The 20,411-nt window shown below is 69.9% G+C and carries 21 protein-coding genes; 13 read left to right on the forward strand and 8 right to left on the reverse strand.

Features of this window, described 5'->3' with window-relative positions; all coding sequences use genetic code 11:
* Positions 1 to 83: 83 nt before the first annotated feature.
* A complete protein-coding gene (locus K8612_RS34270; protein WP_223744499.1) occupies positions 84 to 1,046 on the forward strand; it encodes a helix-turn-helix domain-containing protein in 963 nt (320 codons plus the stop codon).
* A 129-nt stretch (positions 1,047 to 1,175) separates the two neighbouring features.
* Here the strand turns inward: K8612_RS34270 and K8612_RS34275 are convergent, their stop codons facing one another.
* Positions 1,176 to 2,069 carry a LysR family transcriptional regulator gene (locus K8612_RS34275; protein WP_223765330.1) on the reverse strand — a complete coding sequence of 298 codons (894 nt, stop codon included), beginning with the start codon at positions 2,067 to 2,069 and terminating at the stop codon, positions 1,176 to 1,178.
* Positions 2,070 to 2,172: 103 nt separating this feature from the next.
* Between K8612_RS34275 and K8612_RS34280 the strand changes: the two genes are divergently transcribed.
* The 7 genes from K8612_RS34280 to K8612_RS34310 all read left to right on the forward strand — a co-directional run bounded on the left by K8612_RS34280 (position 2,173) and on the right by K8612_RS34310 (position 5,753).
* Entirely contained in the window at positions 2,173 to 2,757 is a 585-nt protein-coding gene (locus K8612_RS34280) for a glutathione S-transferase family protein (protein WP_223765331.1), read from the forward strand.
* A 203-nt stretch (positions 2,758 to 2,960) separates the two neighbouring features.
* Positions 2,961 to 3,299, forward strand: a complete 339-nt coding sequence (locus K8612_RS34285) for a helix-turn-helix transcriptional regulator (RefSeq protein ID WP_223765332.1) — start codon at positions 2,961 to 2,963, stop codon at positions 3,297 to 3,299.
* Positions 3,296 to 3,862, forward strand: coding sequence for an SRPBCC family protein (locus tag K8612_RS34290; protein WP_223765333.1), 567 nt, complete (start codon positions 3,296 to 3,298; stop codon positions 3,860 to 3,862). The genes K8612_RS34285 and K8612_RS34290 overlap by 4 nt, the downstream gene beginning before the upstream one ends.
* Before the next feature lie 11 nt (positions 3,863 to 3,873).
* Entirely contained in the window at positions 3,874 to 4,311 is a 438-nt protein-coding gene (locus K8612_RS34295) for a DoxX family protein (RefSeq protein ID WP_223765334.1), read from the forward strand.
* A complete protein-coding gene (locus K8612_RS34300; RefSeq protein ID WP_223765335.1) occupies positions 4,304 to 4,744 on the forward strand; it encodes a DUF1801 domain-containing protein in 441 nt (146 codons plus the stop codon). Before K8612_RS34295 ends, K8612_RS34300 begins: the two co-directional genes overlap by 8 nt.
* 74 nt (positions 4,745 to 4,818) lie before the next feature.
* Positions 4,819 to 5,313: a hypothetical protein gene (locus tag K8612_RS34305; RefSeq protein WP_223765336.1), complete on the forward strand. Its 495-nt coding sequence runs from the start codon at positions 4,819 to 4,821 to the stop codon at positions 5,311 to 5,313.
* A gap of 56 nt (positions 5,314 to 5,369) precedes the next feature.
* Complete coding sequence (locus K8612_RS34310; protein WP_223765337.1) at positions 5,370 to 5,753, forward strand: hypothetical protein; 384 nt, start codon at positions 5,370 to 5,372, stop codon at positions 5,751 to 5,753.
* Between the two features lie 8 nt (positions 5,754 to 5,761).
* Here the strand turns inward: K8612_RS34310 and K8612_RS34315 are convergent, their stop codons facing one another.
* A complete protein-coding gene (locus tag K8612_RS34315; RefSeq protein ID WP_223765338.1) occupies positions 5,762 to 7,228 on the reverse strand; it encodes an SH3 domain-containing protein in 1,467 nt (488 codons plus the stop codon).
* Positions 7,229 to 7,507: 279 nt separating this feature from the next.
* Between K8612_RS34315 and K8612_RS34320 the strand changes: the two genes are divergently transcribed.
* A complete protein-coding gene (locus K8612_RS34320; RefSeq protein WP_223744508.1) occupies positions 7,508 to 8,674 on the forward strand; it encodes a hypothetical protein in 1,167 nt (388 codons plus the stop codon).
* Between the two features lie 18 nt (positions 8,675 to 8,692).
* On the opposite strand, the gene K8612_RS34325 is transcribed toward K8612_RS34320, so the two are convergent.
* Together K8612_RS34325 and K8612_RS34330 are read right to left on the reverse strand one after the other, a co-directional pair.
* Entirely contained in the window at positions 8,693 to 8,959 is a 267-nt protein-coding gene (locus tag K8612_RS34325; protein WP_223744509.1) for a hypothetical protein, read from the reverse strand.
* 134 nt (positions 8,960 to 9,093) lie between these two features.
* Positions 9,094 to 9,846 carry a hypothetical protein gene (locus tag K8612_RS34330; protein WP_223765339.1) on the reverse strand — a complete coding sequence of 251 codons (753 nt, stop codon included), beginning with the start codon at positions 9,844 to 9,846 and terminating at the stop codon, positions 9,094 to 9,096.
* A 164-nt stretch (positions 9,847 to 10,010) separates the two neighbouring features.
* Here K8612_RS34330 and K8612_RS39055 point away from each other — a divergent pair, with 164 nt between their 5' ends.
* Entirely contained in the window at positions 10,011 to 10,133 is a 123-nt protein-coding gene (locus K8612_RS39055; protein ID WP_255653012.1) for a hypothetical protein, read from the forward strand.
* Positions 10,134 to 10,281: 148 nt separating this feature from the next.
* Positions 10,282 to 11,304 (forward strand): deoxyhypusine synthase family protein, encoded by a 1,023-nt coding sequence (locus tag K8612_RS34335; RefSeq protein WP_223765340.1) that lies wholly within the window; start codon positions 10,282 to 10,284, stop codon positions 11,302 to 11,304.
* Positions 11,305 to 11,371: 67 nt separating this feature from the next.
* On the opposite strand, the gene K8612_RS34340 is transcribed toward K8612_RS34335, so the two are convergent.
* Both K8612_RS34340 and K8612_RS34345 read right to left on the reverse strand, forming a co-directional pair.
* Positions 11,372 to 12,643 carry an SBBP repeat-containing protein gene (locus K8612_RS34340; protein WP_223765341.1) on the reverse strand — a complete coding sequence of 424 codons (1,272 nt, stop codon included), beginning with the start codon at positions 12,641 to 12,643 and terminating at the stop codon, positions 11,372 to 11,374.
* Positions 12,644 to 12,743: 100 nt separating this feature from the next.
* Positions 12,744 to 13,658: an NmrA family NAD(P)-binding protein gene (locus tag K8612_RS34345; protein ID WP_223765342.1), complete on the reverse strand. Its 915-nt coding sequence runs from the start codon at positions 13,656 to 13,658 to the stop codon at positions 12,744 to 12,746.
* A 105-nt stretch (positions 13,659 to 13,763) separates the two neighbouring features.
* Between K8612_RS34345 and K8612_RS34350 the strand changes: the two genes are divergently transcribed.
* Complete coding sequence (locus tag K8612_RS34350) at positions 13,764 to 14,315, forward strand: TetR/AcrR family transcriptional regulator (protein ID WP_223744514.1); 552 nt, start codon at positions 13,764 to 13,766, stop codon at positions 14,313 to 14,315.
* A 54-nt stretch (positions 14,316 to 14,369) separates the two neighbouring features.
* On the opposite strand, the gene K8612_RS34355 is transcribed toward K8612_RS34350, so the two are convergent.
* The gene (locus K8612_RS34355; RefSeq protein WP_223765343.1) at positions 14,370 to 17,309 is read right to left on the reverse strand and encodes a PQQ-dependent sugar dehydrogenase; all 2,940 of its coding nucleotides are present in this window, start codon (positions 17,307 to 17,309) and stop codon (positions 14,370 to 14,372) included.
* Between the two features lie 155 nt (positions 17,310 to 17,464).
* Between K8612_RS34355 and K8612_RS34360 the strand changes: the two genes are divergently transcribed.
* Positions 17,465 to 19,249 (forward strand): hypothetical protein, encoded by a 1,785-nt coding sequence (locus K8612_RS34360; protein ID WP_223765344.1) that lies wholly within the window; start codon positions 17,465 to 17,467, stop codon positions 19,247 to 19,249.
* Between the two features lie 3 nt (positions 19,250 to 19,252).
* Here K8612_RS34360 and K8612_RS34365 read toward each other — a convergent pair whose 3' ends face one another.
* Positions 19,253 to 20,332 (reverse strand): helix-turn-helix transcriptional regulator, encoded by a 1,080-nt coding sequence (locus K8612_RS34365; protein ID WP_223744517.1) that lies wholly within the window; start codon positions 20,330 to 20,332, stop codon positions 19,253 to 19,255.
* Positions 20,333 to 20,411 lie beyond the last annotated feature (79 nt).

Raw genomic sequence — 20,411 nt, forward strand, 5'->3', positions numbered from 1 at the left:
GAACCGCCGTCCCGGCCAGTGGCGGAATCGACAAGCTTCGGTCTACTCTTGCCAATGTGATTTCCCATGTCGTCCTGGATGGCGTGGCCGAAGGCCCGCTGGGCGTCGGCCTCGACGGGTTCGCCGCGGCGGCGCGGCTGGTGGAGGCGGGCCTTGCCCCGGTCCCCCGGCGAGCGGATTCGCTGCGCCAGCGCGTGGTGTCGCTCGACGGAAATCCCGTGCGCTCGGGGACGGGGCGCCCGGTCTCCGTGGACGGCGCGCTCAGCCTTCGCGGCGTGAAGGCGGGAGACGTGCTGCTGGTGCCCGGGCTCTCCGCGGTCAGCGAGCGCGCCATCGAACGCCTGCTGTCCCGCGCCGACACCGCGCGCGTCCTCGACCTCCTTGTCCGAGCGGCGGCGAAGGGGGCGGTGGTCGCGGCCTCGTGTTCAGCGACCTTCGTCCTCGCCGCGTCGGGGCTCCTGACGGGGCGGAGCGCGACGACGACCTGGTGGCTCGTGCCCGCGTTCGCGCGCCGGTTCCCCCAGGTCACCGTCCGCTCGGACCGGATGGTCGTCGAAAGCGGAGGTGTCCTCACCGCGGGCTCCGCCTTCGCGCATGCGGACCTGATGCTGGCGCTCGTGGCGCGCGTCGCGAGCCCGTCGCTCGCGCACCTGGTGGCCCGCTACCTCGTGCTCGACGAGCGCGTCTCGCAGTCGCGGTACATGGTGATGGAGCACCTGCGCGTCTCGGACCCGGCGCTGGGCGCGGTCGAGCGCTTCGTGGCCGCGAACCTCGGCCGGCAGTTGACGCTGGACGAACTCGCCCGGGCCGCCGCCACCTCCACGCGGACGCTCGCGAGGCGCGTCCAGGCCGGCCTGGGGATGACGCCGCTCGAGTTCGTGCAGCGCGTCCGCGTGGCGCACGCCTCCCACCTCCTGGAGACGACGCACGAGTCGGTCGAGGCGATCTCCGCCCGGGTGGGCTACGCCGACGCGGCCGCGTTCCGCCGCGTATACCGGCGGTACGCGGGCGAGACCCCACGGGGCAGGGCCTCCCGGAAGCGCTGAGCCCGCGGTTCAGCGGCTTCGAGGTACTCGCCCGATTGGCCTCTGGCGAAGTGCGCGCGGTCATCGCAGGTCCGCATGGCGCGGGTGTCCGGCCCCGGCCAGCGGTCGAGGCCCGCGCCCCAACGCGCCTCACCTCCGCTTCCGGCCACGGGCCTTCGGCGGCGTGGGCGCGGCCAGCGTGGCCACGGCATCCACGAAGAGCCGGACCTTGGGCGGAAGGTTCGTCCGGCTGGGATAGACGACGTGGATGGGCCGCAGCATCGCGGGCTTGGGGCCGAAGAGGACCTTCAGCCGGCCGTCACGGAGGGCGTCGCGGCAGAGGATGTCCGGGACGAGCGCGATGCCCACCCCGGCGATGGCCGCCTCGCACGCGAGCTCCAGGTCGTTCACGGTCAGGACCGGGTCGATGCGGGTCTTCACTCCCTCCGCCATCCACGTCTCGAACGCACTGAAGCCGATGCAGCGGGCGGAGCGCAGGTCGCGAGCGTCCGGCACGCCGTACCGCGACAGGTAGCGGGGGCTCGCGACGAAGTGGACCGAGCTCTCTCCCAGCTTTCGCGCCACGAGCGACGAGTCGAGCAGGGGGCCGATGTGGATGGCGACGTCCAGCCCCTCTTCGATGAGGTGGGGCCGGCGGTCCGCCAGCACCAGCTCCACCTGCGCCTGGGGATAACGGTCGAGGTACTTCGAGATGACAGGCGTCAGGAACCGCCGGCCGTAGAGCACCGGCGAGGACACCCGGATCAGCCCCGTGGGATCCGCCATGCCCTGCTGCACCTCGCTGTTCGCCTCGTCGATGAGCGCGGCGATGGCGGCGCAGCGCTCGGAGTAGGTGACGCCGGCCCCCGTCACCCGCAGGCGCCGCGTGGTGCGCTCCAGGAGCCGGACCCCGAGCCGCTCCTCCAACTGGCGGATGCGCTCGCTGACGGTCTGCTTGGTGATGCCGAGCTTGAGCGCCGCGCGGGTGAAGCTCTCCTCGCGGACGACGGTGGCGAAGAGGAGCATGTCGGCCGGTGGGATCATGACCGTCAAGATTAACCTGACAATGAGTTCGTCCGGGGCCGCATTGTCCGGGCCCTCCGGCCGCCGCATCTTGAGGCCTCACCCGGCCCCAGGAGTGCCACCCATGAAGCTCTCTTTCGCCCCCAGGACCCGAGCGGTCCGTCCCCGCTGGCTGCTGGAGGAGCTTGGCGTGCCCTACGAGCTGGTCAGGCTCGACCTCGACCGGCGGGAGAACACCACCCCTGAGTACCTGGCGATGCATCCGCTGGGAGACGTCCCCGCCCTGGTGGATGGGGACGTCACGCTGCTGGACTCGTTGTCCATCTGCCTGCACCTGGCGGACCGGTATCCGGAGAAGCATCTGGCGCCGCCCGTGGGGAGCGCGGAGCGCGGTCCCTATTACGGATGGATGGCCTTCGCGGAGCTCCAGTTGGATCCCGCGGTGCTGGCGTTCCACGGGCGCACGCAGCCGGACGCGGACGACGCGAAGCACAGGGCCCGGCTCACGGCCGTGCTCGACGTCATCGACAGAGGGCTCGGCGGCCGGGAGTTCCTCGTGGGAGGCGCGTTCACCGCCGCCGATATCCTGATGGCCTCCATCCTCCATCTGGCGCACACGCTGAGGCTGCTCGACGGGCATCCGCGGTTGTTCGAGTACGTCAGGCTCCACACCCAGCGCCCGGCGGTGCGCAGGGCCGTCGCCGGGTGAGCCGCGGCGGCTGATGTTCGCGCCGTTCGTGTGGCTGCCGGCGGTCCTGGTGGGCTCGGCGCTGTTCGGCCACGCGCTCCTCTTCCGCCGGCTCTGGATGGCCCGCGCCCCTTGAGGGCCCGCCCGCCCGGATGCCCACCCGGGCCTCGCCAGGGCTCTTATATGACTTGACGGGCATATGAAGCCGTGGGCATATATGGGGCATGGAATCATCGTTCGCGATCATCGCGGAGCCGAACCGCCGGGCCATCCTCAGCCTGCTGGCGGCGTCGGAGCACTCCGTGGGCGAAATCGAGCACCAACTGCGGATGCCCCAGACGTCGGTGTCCAAGCACCTGCGCGTGCTGCGCGACGCCGGCTTCGTGGAGTCGCGCGTCGACGCGCAACGGCGCGTCTATCGCATCCGGCCCGAGCCGCTCATGGAGGTCGATGAATGGCTCGCGCCATTCCGGCGCTTCTGGACGCTCCACGTGGACGCGCTCGAACGCCATCTCGACCGGATGGACCAGGAACCCGAACCCAGGAAGGGAAAGAAGCGATGAGCCACCGTGCGAAGTACACCCCCGGCCCCGCGGCCGGAGCCAGGGTCCAGAAGGAAGGCGACAAGTGGACGCTCGTCCTCGTCCGGGACCTGCGTCATCCCCCGGCGAAGGTGTGGCAGGCGTTGACCGACCCCGCGCACCTGGCCGAGTGGGCGCCGTTCGACGCGGACCGGAGCATGGCCAGCGTGGGGCCGGTGAAGCTCTCGACGGTCGGAGCGCCGACGCCGCAGGTCTCGGAGACCGCCGTGAAGCGGGCGGAGGCGCCGAAGCTGCTCGAGTACAGTTGGGGGCCGCAGGACCTGCGCTGGGAGCTGGAGCCGACGGGCGCTGGCGGCACGCGGCTCACGCTCTGGCACAACATCGACCGCAACTTCATCTCGTGGGGCGCCGCGGGCTGGCACATCTGCTTCGACGTCCTGGACCACCACCTCGCGAGCGACCCGGTGGGCCGCATCGTGGGGCCCGCCGCGATGCAGTACGACTGGCAGCGCCTGACCACCGAGTACGCGGAGCAGTTCGGGGTCCAGAGTCCCGCCTGGAAGGCCAGCAACCCGAAGCAGTGAAGGAGCCCACCATGGAATCGACCCTGCCGAAGCCGGCGCTCGTCGCCGCCAGACCGTCCCCCAAAGCCGTGACCGTCGTCTTCTGGATCGCCACCGTGCTCTTCTGCCTGCAGATGGGATTCACCGCCTACGCGCAGTTGAGCCTGAAGGACGCGGCGGATGGGTTCGTGCACCTTGGCTTCCCCAGCTACTTCCGGGTGGAGCTGGCGTGGGCCAAGGTCCTCGGGGTGCTGGTGCTGCTCGCGCCGGTGCCGTGGCGCCTCAAGGAGTGGGCCTACGCCGGCTTCGCCATCAACCTCGTCTCGGCGCTCATCGCCCACTTCGCGGTGGGGGATGGCCCGCAGGCATGGGCCTTCGCGGCGGGCACCAGCGTGCTCTGGGGGCTCTCCTACGTCTCCTGGCGCGGCCTCCAGGCCGCCGCCCGTCCGCCGGAGGCTGTCCATGGGTAGCCGCGGCAGTGAGCCCGTCTCTGGAGAGGCCGCCTCCCGGCTCATCGAACAGCGGCTCGTTGATTTGGGGGACTGGAGGGCGGAGACCCTGGCCCGCATGCGGACGCTCCTCCGGGAAGCGGACTCGGAGCTGACCGAGGAGTGGAAGTGGAGCAACCCGGTCTGGTCGCACCACGGAATCATCTGCACCGGGGAGTCGTACAAGAAGGCCGTGAAGCTCACGTTCCCGAAGGGGGCCAGCCTCCCGGACCCGAAGGGCCTCTTCAACTCCAGCCTGGAGGGCAACGTGCGACGGGCCATCGACATCCATGAAGGGGAGACCGTCGACGCGCGCGCGTTCAAGGCGCTCGTGAAGGCCGCGGTGGCGCTCAACCTCGACAGCAAGAGCAAGCCGAAGGCCTCGGTGGCCAAGCGCAAGCAGGCTCCCCGGTAGCGAAGCGCTGCCCGGAAAGGCTCGCTCTTGTGAGAGGCTTGGCGGGCAGCCGCATCCTCTCGCAGGAGAACCTGATGCTTCGTCCCGCTCTCCCGAAGCCCTTCATGGCGTGGCCCCTGGTTACCGTGCTGGTGGCGCTGGGGGCCCTGTTGCTCGCGCCGCCCGCCTGGGCGGAGAAGCCTGACAGGCCCACGTCCCGGCCCGCGGACCGGCACTACATCCGGAAGGTCGACCAGTCCTCCGTCGCCAAGGACAAGAACACGGTCGTTGAATCACGGGTCGACGTCAGCCGGGACGTGAAGGAGATCAACGACGGCAAGGCGAAGAAGGGCAAGGAGTCCGGGACCGTGACCTGGACGCTCAACGGCCGGACCTACGGGGCCCATGACAATGGTACGCTCTATCCCATCCGAGGCGCCGGGTTCCATGAGTTGAACCGCTCGGCCTTCAAGGCCCTGGGGGTCTACAACAAGTTCGACGACACCCCGCGCGCCAGGGAGATCCTGGACAAGATGGGGACGTCGCAGAGCGACAGGAAAGACGCGCTCAAGGCCTACAAAGCGGGCTGAGGGGAAGAGACATGCCGCCGGAAAGACAGGTTGTCGGATTCATCGCGCGGGGGGCCGTGGGTGAAGGACGCCTCTTCGAGAGCATCGGCCGCGCGCTCGGTCTTCCTCCCGAGGCCGTGGCGCGCTTCGACGTGGACGGCCCCGCGGAGGCCGCGGTGCTCGTGGAGACCGCGCTCCGGGCCTCCGGGTTCCGCACGGATGTGACGCTCTACATCGATGCCTCGCGCGCTCGCGCGCTCACCTCGGTGGAGGTGGCCACCCGGGTCGCGCCCCTGCTCGGGGAAGAGGTCCTGGTCTCGCCTCCCGCGGACGACCCGGCGGTCGCCACCTCCTGGTTCCTCATCACCCCCGGAGGCGAGCGCTTCCGGGCCCGTGAAGCCTCGCCGGGGAATGACAGCGATTGCGTGGAGATCGACCGGGCTTCCCTTCGCCCCGGGTAGCGGACCCGCTACGGCCGGGTGACGTGGACGAGGCTGGTCATCGCGTCCACGTAAAGGGTCGTGTCATCGGCGTACAGCGGCAGCAGCGGGGTGACCGACACCTGGTTCAGCTTCGTCTTGCGGAGCTGCCGCGTGGCCGGGTCCTTGAACACGGCGAACGGGACATCCTGGATGACATAGGGCTCGCCATCCACGTGTCCGATGATCATCAGCACATGGCCGGGGACGACGACGAGGTCACCCACCTCCGCCTGCCTCAGTGCGCGCACCCGCTCGGCGTGTGAGTCCCGCGCGGTGAAGAGGCGGTGGTTCAGCGCCGCGCTCCTCCCCTGCAGCCCGGAGTTGGGCGCCAGGAGCAGCCCCATGCTGCGGTACACCTCGCTGGTCAGACCGCTGCAGTCCCGCGCGTTGAACTGGTGCCCCCAGCCGTAGCGCTCGCCGAGGAACTTGAAGGACTGGCGGAGGATGTTGGCGCGCGTCAGTGGCAGATGGCCCGGCGCGGTGTCGGCGGTCCGGCGGAGCAGGGCGCTCTGGAAGGCCAGCGAGCCGTCCTGCGCGCGCACCGGCAGCAGCACCGGCCACGATGCATAGCTGCTGGCGCCGTTGACGGGCTCGCCGGGCGCCACGTCGGCCCGCGGCAGCGCGACCCCCATGTCGAGCTCGAGCTCCGACACCTCCGGCGCCTCCGGCGTGAAGACCGTGCGCACCTGGTCACCCGTGACGACGCGCCCGGGCTCCTTCGCGACGTAGGAGAACACCGCGTCCGCCGTGCCTTCCGCGATGTCGCCGCGCTTGACCCACGCCGGCCCCTGCGTCGTCTGGACGAACAGCCATTGCTGGTCCGCGCTGGTGTGCGCGATGACGACCGGCTCCCCCGGGAACAGGACGCCGGCCTGCAGGCTCTCGTAGTCGCGCAGGTCCTCCGAAGCGAAGAGGCGCAGGTCGGACGGCAGCGACCGCAGGTGCGTGCGCCGCACGCTGAGGCCGTAACGCGCGGCGGAGGTTTCGGGGATCTGCCCGGTCGCGGTGTTCTGACGGAGCTCATCGAGCATCGCCGCCGTCACCGGCCGGCCTTGCTCGTCGATGACCGCCTGGATGGGCGTCCGCTGCGCATCCCCGACCCAACCGGCGACCTGCGCCCGCGTCAGCGTGGCCGGCAAGGCCTTCAGGTCGAGCAGGCCGCCCTCCGGAGCGAACGCGCGCATGCGCTTCGCCGCCACCTGATCGGCATCGAGCAGCACCGCATCGGGAGACGGCGCGCGGCGGATCCAGAACTCGGGCGTCAGCATGTCCTCGCTGAACGCCGGCACCCCGGACGGAGACACGGCGAGCGCGGACGGCGCGGCACAGGCGGTGAGGTTGGCGGAGGCCCCCATCACCGCGAGGAGGAGCGCCCGCGTGCGCCACGTCCGGGCGGCGGTCCGGCGCGCTGTCGCACGGGGCGGGGGAGGAGCGGGGAAGGTCAGGCGGCTCATGGGGTCTGCTCGAGGAACGAACTCCCGGTGGGGGCTATTTCGTACCCGCGCCGCGTCCTCTCCGGGCGTCAGGCGCGAGCCCCTGGTGACTGGCGCCAGCCTCCTGGTGACCGCGGTCATCAGGGCGCGGGCCCATCCCGAGAGGCCCCTCCCGCCAACTCCTTGAATCCACAGGCGGGCATGGGCCGCACCGGGCGGCCTGAGCCCGGCATGCCGGGTGCAGTAGGGGAGGGAATCGCTGTACTGCTCCCCCTTCGCCGTACTCCAGAGGTTCCCGCCATGGCCCGTCGCATCGGTTCGTCCCTGCCCCGCTCCGCCACCTTCCCGAGCCCCACGGTGTCCCAGCCGAAGCCGCCGGCGCGCGCGTCGACGCTCCCCGCCTCGACGACGGCCACGAAGCCCACGGCCACGAAGCCCACGGCGACGACGACGCCCGCGACGACGGCCACGAAGCCCACGGCGACGACGCCCGCGACGAACACGGCGACGCCGCCGAAGCACGCGGCGGCTCCCGAGGGCCAGCCCTCCTACAGCCCCTGGGAGCTGAGCTCGGGCGCCTCGGACGTGGCGGTGAGCGGCGGTGACAACAAGCTCACGGCGCCCGCGGGCGCGAAGCAGAACATGTTCCTCGACAAGCCGGGCCGGCCCTTCGAGAAGGACACCTTCGGCGGCGGCCGGCTGAGCGGCAACGTGGGCTCGATGCAGGCCTCCACCACCAGCCACAGCGGCGGTGGCGTGCACCACTACTCGGCCGAGGCCGAGCTGCAGGGCCCCAACGCCTCCTACGCGTGGCAGAAGTCGCACGCGGGCCGGATGGGCGTGTCGAGCGCGCAGGTCACCGGCGAGGCCAACATGTTCAAGGCGCAGGCCCAGGCCGGCGTGTCGGCGGACACGAACGCGCACGCCTACACCGCCGCGCTGACGGCGAAGGCGGAGACGGGCGTGGGCGTCACGGCGAGCGCGAACCACGACTTCAACCGGCACGTGGGCGGCTACGTGAAGGGTGAGGCGAAGGCCGGCGCCTCCGCCTACGCCGAGGGCGTGGCCACGCTCGACCCGAGGACGGCCACGGCGATGGTCTCCGGCCAGGTGGGCGCGGGCGCCACGGCGGGCGCGTACGCCACGGCGGGCGGGCACGTGGGCCGGGTGCACGGCTCGGTCACCGCGGGCGCGGTGGCGGGCGCGTCCGCCCAGGCCGGCGGCACGTTCGGCCTGGAGAATGGCTTCCTCAAGCAGTCGGCGGACGTGAACACCGCCCTGGGCCTGGGCACCCACGTGAAGTCGGACGTGGCGGTCGACCTGCGTCACCACCTCAAGCCGGGCATCGCGTCGGGCCTGCGCCCCGCCCTCGGCACCGCCATGGGCGCGCCCGCCCCCGCGATCGCCATCGAGCCCGAGAAGTCGGGCATCGAGAAGCTCTTCGCCAAGGCCTTCGGCCGGGAGTGACCTGCCCAAGGCCGAGGGCTAGTTACAGGGCGCGCCGCAGGTGCCAGCCCCGCGCGCCTGACATGCCGCCGTGTTGATGCAGAACTGGCCATCACCCGTGCAGCACCCGAGCAACCGCGACGACTCGTCCGTGGTCTGGTCCGGAACCGCGCTGCTGGGGCCGGTCGACACAAGCACGGCCTCTTCGTTCGCCACGGCCTCGCCCGGGGCAAACTGAGAGGAGACAGCCATTCCCACCACGAAGGCAAAACTCAGGGCAACTCCGGAAAAAAGCGTCCGCAGCATCTGATGCTCCTTGGGTTGAGAGGCGTGTGGGATGATACTCCCAGTGCGTCTTGCAATCCAAGACGCAAACGTCTGGTTTGAGTGGTCGAATGTGGATGTATTTTGGTGGTGGGCGCGAATGACACGCTGCGAAGTCAGGTCTTGCCGTAGCGGCGGAGGGCCTCGTTGAAGTCGATCCGGCGCGCGCGCAGCAGTCCACCCGCCAGGGGCTCTGCTGCGTCGACGTCCACGTAGTCGAGCTTCCACGCGAAGCCGAGTGCCGGGTCGAGCCGGTCGACGATGAGGTCGAAGGTGTATGCGGGGCCCTTCGTGGCCACCAACCAATGCACATTGTCGTGTGCGTCCGAGATGCTTGAGAGATCCCCAGGCTTGGACACACGGTCGATGCTCGGGCGCAGCACCAGGTGCTGGGGCTGACTCTCGACGCGTTCGAAGTGACGCAGGTGGAACTCTCCGCCGAGCACCACGTGCATGGACACCATGTTTTGATGTCCGTGCGGCACGATGGCCCGGCCTTGAGCCAGCCCGAAGAGCTTCGTGCCAAAGACGCGCGGCAGCCCTTCGATCCTGGGCAATGGCGCGGACGTCACACCGGCCCGGTCATCGGGCAGTTCGAGGCCCGGCTTCAGGCGGTCCGCGTCGATGGCCCGAACAAGCTCGGAGAGGGGAACCCTGGCAAAGAGCGCCTCGACCTGCTGCTGCCATTCCCGAGGCTCGAGCCGCCGGTCATGGACATCCGAACAGAGTTGATGGACGCGGGAGAGCCAGGCCTGGACCTCCTTGCGTACCGGCTCTGCGAGCGCGTCCTGCCGCAGGAGCAGTGGCAGCAGGGCATAGCCCGTCAGTGCTTGTAGCAGGACCTCTCGTCGTGTCGCGGGCTGAGACATGTCCGGGCAGGGAAGCAGGGGGCATGCCAGCCTTACGGCCGATATTTTCGAAGTAGGGGGCCGACTCCAGGCGCTCTCCTGCTGGCGAGCAGCCACAGGCGCGGGCCGCCGCCCGCGCATTCGCTGCTCGGGCAAGGCACGCCGCCTGCCGGACCGAGTACTCGGTGCCCGAGCGGAAGGGAACGGTCATCGACGCGAAGCCGTTGAGCGGGTCGCGCACCCAGGTGACGCAGTCGCGAGCGTCGGCCTTGGCGAACCGCCTGGCCGCGCCCGCGCCGAAGCCGTAGCCGCGAGCCCCCCGCCGTGCTACCCCTGCGCCAGCCACTTGACGCTCCGATGGCGGTGCGACGCTTCGTCGCGACCGTAGGGTGTCCTCGGGTGGCATCCGCCGGCTGGCGCCTCCCGGGTCACGACCCCGTTGTTGCTGGAGGCCCCATGTCCCCGTCCGAACTGCCCGTCCTCGAGTTCATCCTCACGAACTACAAGAACTTCAATGCCCGCGCGACGCGCGACGCGCTCCTGTCCTACTGGGAGCATGTGTCGAGCGGTGGCCGCATGTTCTGGAGCGTCGCGGGCGCCATGTCGTCCGCGCAGCTCGGCATCACGCTCGCGCCCGCCATCCGCGCGGGCCTGATTCACGGCCTGTCGGTGACGGGCGCCAACCTGGAGGAGTCGCTCTTCCGGCTCGTCGCGCACACGGCGTACAAGGACTTCCCCGAGTACCGCTACTTCACCAAGCAGGACGACACGCGCATCCTCGAGCAGCGGATGCGCCGGGTCACCGACACGAGCATCCCGGAGGACGAGGCGTTCCGGGCGGTGGAGAAGATCGTCGTCCCCATGTGGAAGAACGCCTCCGCGAAGGGCGAGCGCCGCTTCTGGCACGAGTACTTCTACGAGCTCATCCAGGTGCTGGAGCCCTCGGCGTACGAAGGGGACCCGGAGGCCTGCTGGCTGATGGAGGCGGCGCGGCGCAAGCTGCCCATCGTCGTCCCCGGCTACGAGGACTCGACGTTCGGGAACATCTTCGCGTCCTACGTGAAGACGGGGGGCTGCAGCGCGAGCATCGTCAAGTCCGGCATCGAGTACATGGCCGACTTCTACGACCGCTACGAGGAGCTGTCCGAGGGCCGGGGCGTGGGCTTCTTCCAGATTGGCGGCGGCATCGCCGGGGACTTCCCCATCTGCGTCGTGCCGTCGACGAAGTACGACCTGCAGAAGCCCGTGAAGCCGTGGGCCTACTTCTGCCAGATCAGCGACTCCACGACGTCCTACGGCTCGTACTCGGGCGCGACCCCCAATGAGAAGATCACCTGGGACAAGCTGACGGAGACGACGCCCATGTTCGTCATCGAGTCGGACGCCACCATCGTCGTCCCGCTGATGCTCCGCGCGCTGCTGGAGTGCCAGGCCCGGCCGGAGGCGGCGAACGCGCTCATCGCCCGGCACCGGCGCTAGTCACGCGCGACCTGCGGCAGGGCCCGGAGACGCGTGGGCCCTGCCGGGGTCTCGTCAGCGGCCCTGCTCAGAAGCGCGCGAGGAAGGCGTCGTTGCCGCCAGCGTTGGGATTGCCGCCGAGGCTCCCGCCCGTCTGCCCGGCGACGTAGGCATTGCCGGACGCGTCCACGGCCACGCCGCGGGCGATGTCCTGGCGCACGCTGCCCAGGAGCTGGGTGCCCAGCTTCGCGCCGAGCGCGTCGTAGCGGGTGAGGAAGGCATCGGCGCTGCCCGAGGACGGGATGCCGTCGAGCCCGGCGGTGTAGCCGGCGACCTGCACCACGTTGTCGGCGGTGACGGCGACGCCGAACGCGTAGTCGGGCTGCCCGCCTCCGAGCAGGCGGCTCCAGGCGCGGTTGCCGGCGCTGTCGTAGCGCGCGAGCAGCACGTCGATGGTGCCGTTGTTGGTGTTGCCGTCCAGGCCGCCGAACGTCTCGCCAGCGATGTAGACGCCGCCGTCAGGGCCCACGGCGACGCTCCTGGCGTCATCCAGGTCGCCCGCGTCGATCTGCCGGACCCACTGCTGGACGCCGAGGATGTTCAGCTTGAGCAGGAACATGTCGCCGCTCAGCGCCGGGGGCGTGGTGCCGTCGAGGCTGCCGGTGGTGCTCCCGACGACGTAGACCTCGTGGCTGGACGTGACGGCGATGCCGCGCGCCATGTCGCTCGCGGGGCTGCCGTACTGCTGGAGCCAGTACGGATTGCCCGCCGTGTCATAGAGCCCGGCGAGGATGTCGTAGTGGCCGGGATTGCCGCCGTTGGCGAAGCTGCCGCCGGTGTAGCCCGTGAAGTAGAGCGTGTCGTCCGCGCCAATGGCGATGCCGGTGACGAAGTCATCCATCTGCGTGCCGTTCTGGCGCAACCACAGGCGGTTGCCGGCGGTGTCGTACTTGGCGATGAAGAAGTCGAAGCCGCCCGCATTGGCATAGAAGTCAAAGCCGCCGAAGGTGATGCCCGCGACGTAGGCATTGCCGTCCGCGTCCGTGGCCACGGCGGTGGCGCGGTCCGCACCCGCGGTGCCGAGCTGGTGGACCCACTGGAGGTTGCCGGCGGTGTCGTACCGGGCAATGAACGCGTCCTGACCGCCAGCCTTCGGGTCGACGCCGAGCTGGCTGGTCGTCTGGCCTACGACATAGACGCTCGCGCCCGACACGGCCACGGCGTTGGCCTGCTCATCCAGGTTGGCGCCGAGCTGCGCCACCCAGGACGGGGGAGGAACCTGGGCCGCGGCGACGGAGGGGAGGCCCGCGGCGCCGACGACGCCCGCGAACCCGAACATGCTCAAGAGGAGGTGTTTCATCACGAGCTCCATTTCTCAGGGGGGAGCACTGCAAGACCACGAGAAACGGGCGCTCGGGAAGATGGGTAGTGAAAGACACGCATGCGGGCGGGAGCCCGGGTCAGGGTGTTTCGCGACGCCGCCGTGCCCAGGCCTCGAAGCTCATGGGTGAAAGGCCATGGGCGCGAGCGATTTCGGGCCGGGCCAGCACCGGGGCGACGTTCATGTATGTCATGCCTTGCGCCACGCCCGGATGCAGGCCGGCCGCGACGGCCTCTTCCACCGTGGCGGACTGGACGACGTACTCCTTGCCGTCGATGCGTGAGAGGACTTCGGCGATCTGGGGGAGCGTGAGCAGGTCACCCGCGAGCTGCAGCGTCACGCCGTTGAACCTCGCGGGGTCGTTGATCGCCGCCGCGGCCGCCTTGCCGATGTCCTCGGGCGCGATCAACCCCATGGGCAGGTCGGTCCTGACCACCGTGAGCAACCGGCGCCCATCGACGAAGCCGGCGGGATCCAGCATCGGGTGGTCCATGAAGGTGGCGGGCAGGATGAGGGTCCAGTGCTTGAAGCCCGCGGCGCGGACCCGGTCGCACGTGGCCAGCTTGTTCTCCCAGTACTCCTCATGCGCCTTCCAGCGCCCCTCCGCCCAGCCCTCGACCTGGCGGTGGTCGCCGACGCCAGACGTCGCGGTGTGCACGAACGTCTCCACGCCCTCCGCGAGCGCGGCCTCCACGAGGTTCCTGCCTTGCTGGCGCTCCTTGCTGAAGTCGATGCCGGTCGCGGAGGCGATGGGGGACTGCATCGAGAAGACGGCCCGCGTCCCGGCGCAGGCCGCGCGCAACGACGCTGGATCGTCCAGGTCCCCGACGACGACCTCCGCGCCCGCCGCCGCGAGCGCCCTGGCGTTCGCCGCCTCCGGATTGCGCACCAGGACGCGCACCTTCGTGCGGCCCTCGGCCAGCAAGGCCCGGGCGGTGGCGCCCCCCTGGCGTCCCGTGGCGGCGGTGACGAGAACGACGTCGTTGTGGCGCATCGGCGGCTCCTTCTCAAGTGGTGGACCCCACCGTTTATTTCCGTGTTAAATACGGAGGGGTCCCCCGTTTGTCAAAGAGAAGGGACTCGTGAAGAGGAGGGCGCCGTGGAGCAGGTGAAGCGGTTGCGCGCGGACGGGCGACGCAACCGGGAGCGGATTGTCGAGGTCGCGGCGGAGCTGGTCGCCAGGGAAGGCGCGCAGGTGTCGCTGGAGGAGATCGCCCGGCGGGCGGGGGTCGGCTCGGCGACCCTGCACCGGCACTTCCCGTCGCGGCAGGCGCTGCTGGAGGTGGTCTTCCGGGATGGCGTCGCGCAGCTCTGTGCGAAAGCAGCCGCGCAACCTGGCAAGGCGCCTGCCGCCGAGCTGGCGGACTGGCTGGAGGAGGCGACGGTCTACACCGCGACCCACCGCGGGCTCGCCGCCGCGCTGCTGGCCGGCCCGGAGGGGCTCTCCGCCGAAGAGCTCTGCTGCACCGACATGGTGCTCAACGTGCTGAAGGTCCTGGTCGAGCGGGCGTCCGCCGTGGGTGCGCTTCAAGCGGGCGCCACGGCGGAGGACCTGATGATGCTGGCGAACGCGATCGCCGTCGCGAACGAGAATGATCCGCACACCGCGCGCCGGGTGCTGCGGCTCGCGCTCACGGGCATCCGTCGCTGAGGGAATCGCCAGGGCTGGTACTGGCCCTGGCGATTCACGCCCCCTGACGCCCGCTCATGGGCAGGTCGCGGGCTCCAGGTAGAAGGCCTCCCACGCGCCCGTGTCCGTGGGATTGCAGACGCCCACGTTGCCGCCGTTGCCGCTCTGGATGGGCGCGCCGGGGGTGTTCTCCTTCCAGTGGCGCGCGGTGCCTGTCGTCGATTCAAAGCCATATCGATTGCGCCCGCCGAAGACGCCGCAGTCATGGCGGGTGAACGCCTCCGCCGAGCCGAGCGAGGCATTCACGGTGAGCTGATCCGTCACCACCGCCAGGTACGCGCCGCCCGATCCCTTGAGCTTGTACTTCGCGCTGCTGGTGACGAGCTCGAACACCTCGCCACCGGCCTGCGTCGTGCCGAGGGCGGCCACCTTGCCCGCGCCGTCGACGGTGAGCCACTTGTCGGTGCGCTCGCTCTGGATGCGGAAGCAGCCCGCGCTGCCGCTGGTCTCGGTGTGGCAGGTCGCATCGCAGCCATCACCCGGCTGGGTGTTGCCGTCGTCGCACTGCTCGCCGCTCTCGACCGTGCCGTTGCCGCACACGGGGCCGGTGCCGCCGCCCGGGCAGCTCACCGGCTCCAGGTAGAAGCCCTCCCAGGCGCCGCCATCGTCCGGGTTGCAGGCGCCGCCATTGCCGCCGTCACCGCTCTGGATGGGCGCACCCGTCGTGGTCTCCTTCCAATGGGGCGCGCTCCCTGACGAAGCCTGGAAGCCGACGCGCGTGCGCCCTCCGTAGCCGCAGGCAATCCGGGTGAACGACTCCCCGCTGCTGAAGTTGGCGCCCATCGTGAGCTGGTTCGCCACCACCGTCAGGAACGCGTCACCCGAGCCCTTGAGCTTGTACCGGGTGCCGTTCGGAACGAGCTGGAAGATCTGCCCGCCGGCCTGCGTCGTGCTGCCGGCGATGACCTTGCCCGCGCCGTCGACGGTGAGCCACTTGTCGCTGCGCTCGCTTTGAATCTGATAGCAGCTCCCGCCCGAGGTCTCGACGAACTGGGCGGTGTAGGTGGCCGCGCTGCCAGGCGTGACGAAGGTATGGGATTGCGCGCCGCCGTCCGACCACGACGTGAACGCCCAGAACTTCCCGTTCGCGTACTGCGGCGACTCGACGCCCACGGAGCGGACCACCCCGACCACGCCGGTCGTGTCATGCGGCGCCGGGAACGGCCGCCCGTCCATCAGCACCTGGAGTCCGCTCGGCACGCTGGTCACCGTGAGCGGGACCGTGACGGGGTGGACGTCGCGGTACGTCGTGTGGGTGAGGCCAATCGAGTCGCGCACGGTGAGCCGCACGCGATACCAGACGTTGGCCGAGCTCTCGCCGATGTTCGGGATGGGCCAGCTCCCGCTCGCGATGCCGGTGATGTCGGCCATGGCCGGGTGCGTGTGGGTATCGTGATGGAAGGTGATGTTCCAGGTCATCGCGCCCGGCGGCAGCGCGCCATCCTCCTGGTCGCTGGCCGAGCCGGAGAACGTCAGGTTGGTGGCCGCGATGTAGGTCGCGCCCGAGGCCGGCGTCACGATCGTGGCCACCGGCGGCTTGTTGGACGTCACCGTCAGCACGGCCTCGGCGCTGGTGGCCGAGCCGAGCCCGTTGGTCACGACCACGCGGAAGCGCGCGCCGCTGTCAGTGAGCTGCGCGGCGCCCAGCTCGTAGCCCGGCGAGGTCGCGCCGGGGATGTCCACGCCGTCCCGCTGCCACCGGTAGGTGAGCGGCGGCTCACCGCTCGCGGACACCGTGAAGGCCGCCGGATGGCCGACCGAGACCAGCGTGCTCGCCGGTTGCTGGGAGATGCTCGGCGGCAGCGAAGCGGTGTAGGCGATGCGGCCCACCTGGCCCGCGCCGCGCGCAAGGTAGTAGAGCGCGCCATCGGGCCCGACATCGAGGTCCACGGGCCCCGCGGCGGCGGTCGCGAACAGCGAACGCACGCCCGTGTTCGGGTCGATGCGCGCAATCCAGTTGTTGGTGTAGTCCGCGAAGAAGTACTGACCGACATACGCGCTGGGAAACGCCGGGACGGGGGGATTGTAGAAGGCACCGCCAGCGATGCAGTTGCCGGCGGCCGTGCCCGCGCCGTGCGGGTACGCGAAGAACGGCTGCGTGAGCTCCGGGCGGTTCGTGAAATAACCCTCCGTCATCGGCCAGCCGTAGTTGGCTCCGGCCTGCCCGCGGTTGATCTCCTCCCAGCCGCCTTCGCCCACGTCGTTGATGAACAGGACTCCCGTGCCGGGCTGAACGTCGAAGGTGAAGGGATTGCGCAGCCCCATCGCCCAGGTCGCCTTCGCGAGCCCGGTGGCGGCCGCGTAGAACGGATTGTCCGTGGGGATGCTGCCGTCCGGGTTGAAGCGCAGCAGCTTGCCGAGCGGCGTGTTCAGGCTCTGCGAATTGGAGGAGACCGCGTTCTCTCCGACCGAGACATAGAGCTTGCCGTCGAGTCCGAAGCGAACCGCGCCGCCGTTGTGGTTGGCGGCGTCGAGCGTCGGGAAGTCGGCGAGCACCAGCTCGCTGCCGGGGACCACGACATTGCCGTTGGCGGTGAAGCGGCTGACCCGGTTGTGGATGCTGCCGGCGACCGACGTGTAATAGACGTAGAGATAGTGATTGCTGTCGAAGTTGGGGTCGAACGCCACGCCCATCAGCCCACGCTCGTTGTCGGTGTCCACGGCGAGCGTCATGAACGGAGTCGCCAGGAGCTGGCCGTTCACGACGACCCGCAGCGAGCCATTCTTCTCGGAGATGAACAGGCGCCCGTCAGGCGCGAAGGTCATGGTGGTGGGGCCCTGGAGCCCGCTGACGAAGACCGAGTCCGCGAAGTTGGCGTCCTGCACGACCGCGCCCGCTCGCGCGACCGCCAGCTCCGGCGGCGGCTCCGCCGAGCAGCCCACGAGGAGGGAGAAGACCGCGCAAACGACGAAGCACGGCAGGGGAGACCGCGCTCGGACATTCGTTCCTGGCATCGCTGCTGCTCCTGGTCGAACGTGGGTGGTTATTCCTGTTTTTACAATGAAAGCCTGTTCGGCTGGAGCTGATTCAGCAATCCGGCAATGGATTCGCCCGTCGTACGTCATAGGTGCAGCGAATCGCGTGGCACGCCTCAGGGGGAAGGTTCCGCATGGACAGCATTTCTCGTTTCTCATCGGGTCTGAATGGCATCCGGGTCTCCTCGGGCGTGGACACGGCCTCGCAGCCAACGACGTCCCAGGAGTCCAACGCCGGGCACCTGCTCCGCGAGCTGTTCTCCCGCAGCAGCTTCGAGTCGCAGTCCCGCCCCCCGGCGCCCGCGTCCTCCCGGGCCCTGGCCGAGACCGCGCCTCCTCCGGACGTGTCCAACCCGTCCGTCAGCGACTGGCAGGCCTGGTGCGAGCAGTTCAGGGACAATGCCGACGCCGAGCTCACCCGCAAGCGCGGCACGACCCTTCCGGACAGCGCCGCCGACCAGGTCATGCATGGCTCCCGCTCGCCCATGTATCCGGCGGGCCGCTCCACCGTGCCCGGCAACGAGAACGTCCCCGCCTTCTTCCAGGACTTCCCCGCCACCGGGGAGCGGCAGATGCAGCTCTACACCTTCTGCCGCCCGCCTCCGGGCCAGCGCCTGGACCCCTCGGACCGCAACCAGTGGGTGTCCTTCGAGGTGCACGGCGACATCTGCAAGGCCTACTCGGACGACACCTTCACCCACGGCCGGCAGGGCACCAACTCCCTCTTGGGCTACCCCAACTCCGGCCTCGAGGACGCCGTGCGCACCCGCCCGCCCTTCCTCGATGACCCGATGGTGAAGGCGTTCCGCGACGCCCAGGCCGCCGCCGGCAAGGGCGACCGGGTGCCCTTCCAGGAGTTCCAGAACGGCTACCTCGCCGACCTTGGCGGCAAGGTGCAGGCCTTCACCCGGGATGGGCAGCGCCTGGGCACCGCGTGGCCCGGCGGGGACATGACGGCGGCGCCCACGCAGGGCCCAGGGGGCGTCCAGCCGCCCACGGGCCCCTACGGCACCACGGGCCCCAAGGACGGGGACACCTCCTTCGGCAACGCGACGGTGCAGATGGGCACCTCCGCGAGCCACGGCGGCGCTGTCACCAGCCTCGTCTACGACGGCGTGGAGTACATCAACAACAAGGACCATGGCCGGCAGATGCAGGTGGCCTTCTCACTGGACGGCTACGACGAGGCCCTGATGCCCACCGAGGCGGGGAGCAGCCGCAACGGCACGGAGCCCACGTCCACGACGAAGGTGGTGGGCTACGGCGCGCAGCCCGGCGCCATGACCAGCACCGTGCACCCCGCCTACTGGCTGGAGCCGGGAGAGGAGGCGGGCCCGTACAACAGCGTCCCCACGGCCAGGAACACGACCCTGGTCTCCGAGGACCTCATCACCAAGGACATCACCGTCGGCGTGGGCGGTCACGACAACGTCATCCAGTACGACAGCCACATCCACCTCGCCGCCCCCCACGACAAGATCTACGTCGAGGCCCCCACCACCTACGTCAACGGCAGCTTCGAGAAGCACTACCGCTTCGACCCTGCGACGGGCGAGTCGCGCGAGTACCCCCGCGTGCACTCGGAGGATCCGGACAAGGGAGGCTTCGTGGACGAGGCGGGGAACGTGCCGCTCATCGTCGCCACGGAGGACGGCAAGCAGGCCATGGCCATCTGGTCGCCGGACGAGGCGCGGCCGGACCTCCAGTACCGCCTGCACCAGTTCGACTTCAACGACCCCCAGGAGGACTGCTCCAAGCTCGGCGTCACCTTCGGCATGTCGGAGGGCGTGCCTGACGACCTCCAGACGCGGACCTACGTCATCGTCGGCTCCGTGGAGGAGGTGAAGGCCCGGCTCGCGGAGCTGTACAACCAGAACCCCACCGGCGTGGAGCGCAAGTGGCCGGAGGACCTGCGCTGACCGTCACCCCGCCGCCTCGGCGCTCCGCTCCTGTGCGAGGAGGATCAGCTTGGACCGGCTGGGCACGGCCAGCTTGACGAAGATCCGCTTCAGGTGCGTCTTCAACGTGTTCAGCGAGCTGCCCATGTCCTCGGCGATGGTCCGGTTGTCCCAACCATTCAGGACACGCTCCACCACGTCCAGCTCGCGCGGGGTGAGCCGCTTGCGCCACTCGGTGGGCACCTGGACGCTGTGGGACACCTCCTGGAACAGCAGCGCCCAGGGCGCCCTCCCGGGATGGAGCGGCAACGGGAGGAACGTCACCTTCAAGCTTCGCGCTGGCCGCCGGAACGTCAGGACGTCCTGTCCGGAGTGCATCGGCTGTCCGGCGCGGCGGAGCCGCTCCAGCGCGTCCAGGAGCACGTGCGGCAGACCGAAGCGGCCACACGGCGCCTCGGAGAACCAGCGATGGAGCAGCGCCGTGGCGCGGGGCGTGCGCATCAGCTCGGCGTGGGGCGGGCTCAGCACGATGCTCTCAAGCCCTGTGTGCCGGAAGAGCTGGTCCAGGAGGTCTCCCTGGCGGACCAGGTCTCCCAGCATGAGGCAGTTGCGAACCGTCCTGGCCAGGATGGGCGTCAGGCGCTGGAGGAGGTCCCGCTGCTGCTCGGAGAAGGCCTTCGGGTTGTCCCGGTACAGGGTGAAGCCGCTGTGCCAGCCAAGCCCCATGTCCAGCGCCACGGACATGACGCGCTCCACCGGCATGTTCATCTCCCGGCAGTGCGCATACATGGCGCTGTTCCGCATCTCCCGGAGCGACAGCATCTCGGTGTCCCGCAGCACGGTGTTGGGCCGCCGGATGACCGAGGCGCTCACGAAACACTCGTCTGAAATCTCCGGGTAGCGGTCGAAGAAGACCTGGGGCATGTCCTGGACCACGGGCCAGTCGTATTGGCCGGGCTCCCCGGGCCTGGACACGCAAAGCGCTCCAAAGTCCGCGGCCAGCTCGCGCGACAAGATCCCATGGGCCTCCGAGAAGACCTCCCTCAGGTCGAGCGAGCGGGTCAGCGCGGTCATCACCTCCAGGAGCACCTGTTCGCGTTGCATGACCTCCCTCCTCGTCTGGAATGACTTTATCACACGCGGAGTGTCACCCCTATGGGTGATGCCCGCCCCCAACGGGCTC

The organism is Corallococcus sp. AS-1-6 (genome assembly GCF_020037015.1).
Lineage (GTDB): Bacteria > Myxococcota > Myxococcia > Myxococcales > Myxococcaceae > Corallococcus.

Coding starts and splice junctions, on each gene's coding strand:
- K8612_RS34345 (WP_223765342.1), bottom strand. CDS start 13,658: ATGCGCCACAACGACGTCGTTCTCGTCACCGCCGCCACGGGACGCCAG.
- K8612_RS34275 (WP_223765330.1), bottom strand. CDS start 2,069: ATGATCCCACCGGCCGACATGCTCCTCTTCGCCACCGTCGTCCGCGAG.
- K8612_RS34290 (WP_223765333.1), top strand. CDS start 3,296: ATGAGCCACCGTGCGAAGTACACCCCCGGCCCCGCGGCCGGAGCCAGG.
- K8612_RS34340 (WP_223765341.1), bottom strand. CDS start 12,643: ATGAAACACCTCCTCTTGAGCATGTTCGGGTTCGCGGGCGTCGTCGGC.
- K8612_RS34365 (WP_223744517.1), bottom strand. CDS start 20,332: ATGCAACGCGAACAGGTGCTCCTGGAGGTGATGACCGCGCTGACCCGC.
- K8612_RS34320 (WP_223744508.1), top strand. CDS start 7,508: ATGGCCCGTCGCATCGGTTCGTCCCTGCCCCGCTCCGCCACCTTCCCG.
- K8612_RS34300 (WP_223765335.1), top strand. CDS start 4,304: ATGGGTAGCCGCGGCAGTGAGCCCGTCTCTGGAGAGGCCGCCTCCCGG.
- K8612_RS34280 (WP_223765331.1), top strand. CDS start 2,173: ATGAAGCTCTCTTTCGCCCCCAGGACCCGAGCGGTCCGTCCCCGCTGG.
- K8612_RS34285 (WP_223765332.1), top strand. CDS start 2,961: ATGGAATCATCGTTCGCGATCATCGCGGAGCCGAACCGCCGGGCCATC.
- K8612_RS34295 (WP_223765334.1), top strand. CDS start 3,874: ATGGAATCGACCCTGCCGAAGCCGGCGCTCGTCGCCGCCAGACCGTCC.
- K8612_RS34360 (WP_223765344.1), top strand. CDS start 17,465: ATGGACAGCATTTCTCGTTTCTCATCGGGTCTGAATGGCATCCGGGTC.
- K8612_RS34355 (WP_223765343.1), bottom strand. CDS start 17,309: ATGCCAGGAACGAATGTCCGAGCGCGGTCTCCCCTGCCGTGCTTCGTC.
- K8612_RS34325 (WP_223744509.1), bottom strand. CDS start 8,959: ATGCTGCGGACGCTTTTTTCCGGAGTTGCCCTGAGTTTTGCCTTCGTG.
- K8612_RS34315 (WP_223765338.1), bottom strand. CDS start 7,228: ATGAGCCGCCTGACCTTCCCCGCTCCTCCCCCGCCCCGTGCGACAGCG.
- K8612_RS34305 (WP_223765336.1), top strand. CDS start 4,819: ATGCTTCGTCCCGCTCTCCCGAAGCCCTTCATGGCGTGGCCCCTGGTT.
- K8612_RS34330 (WP_223765339.1), bottom strand. CDS start 9,846: ATGTCTCAGCCCGCGACACGACGAGAGGTCCTGCTACAAGCACTGACG.
- K8612_RS34335 (WP_223765340.1), top strand. CDS start 10,282: ATGTCCCCGTCCGAACTGCCCGTCCTCGAGTTCATCCTCACGAACTAC.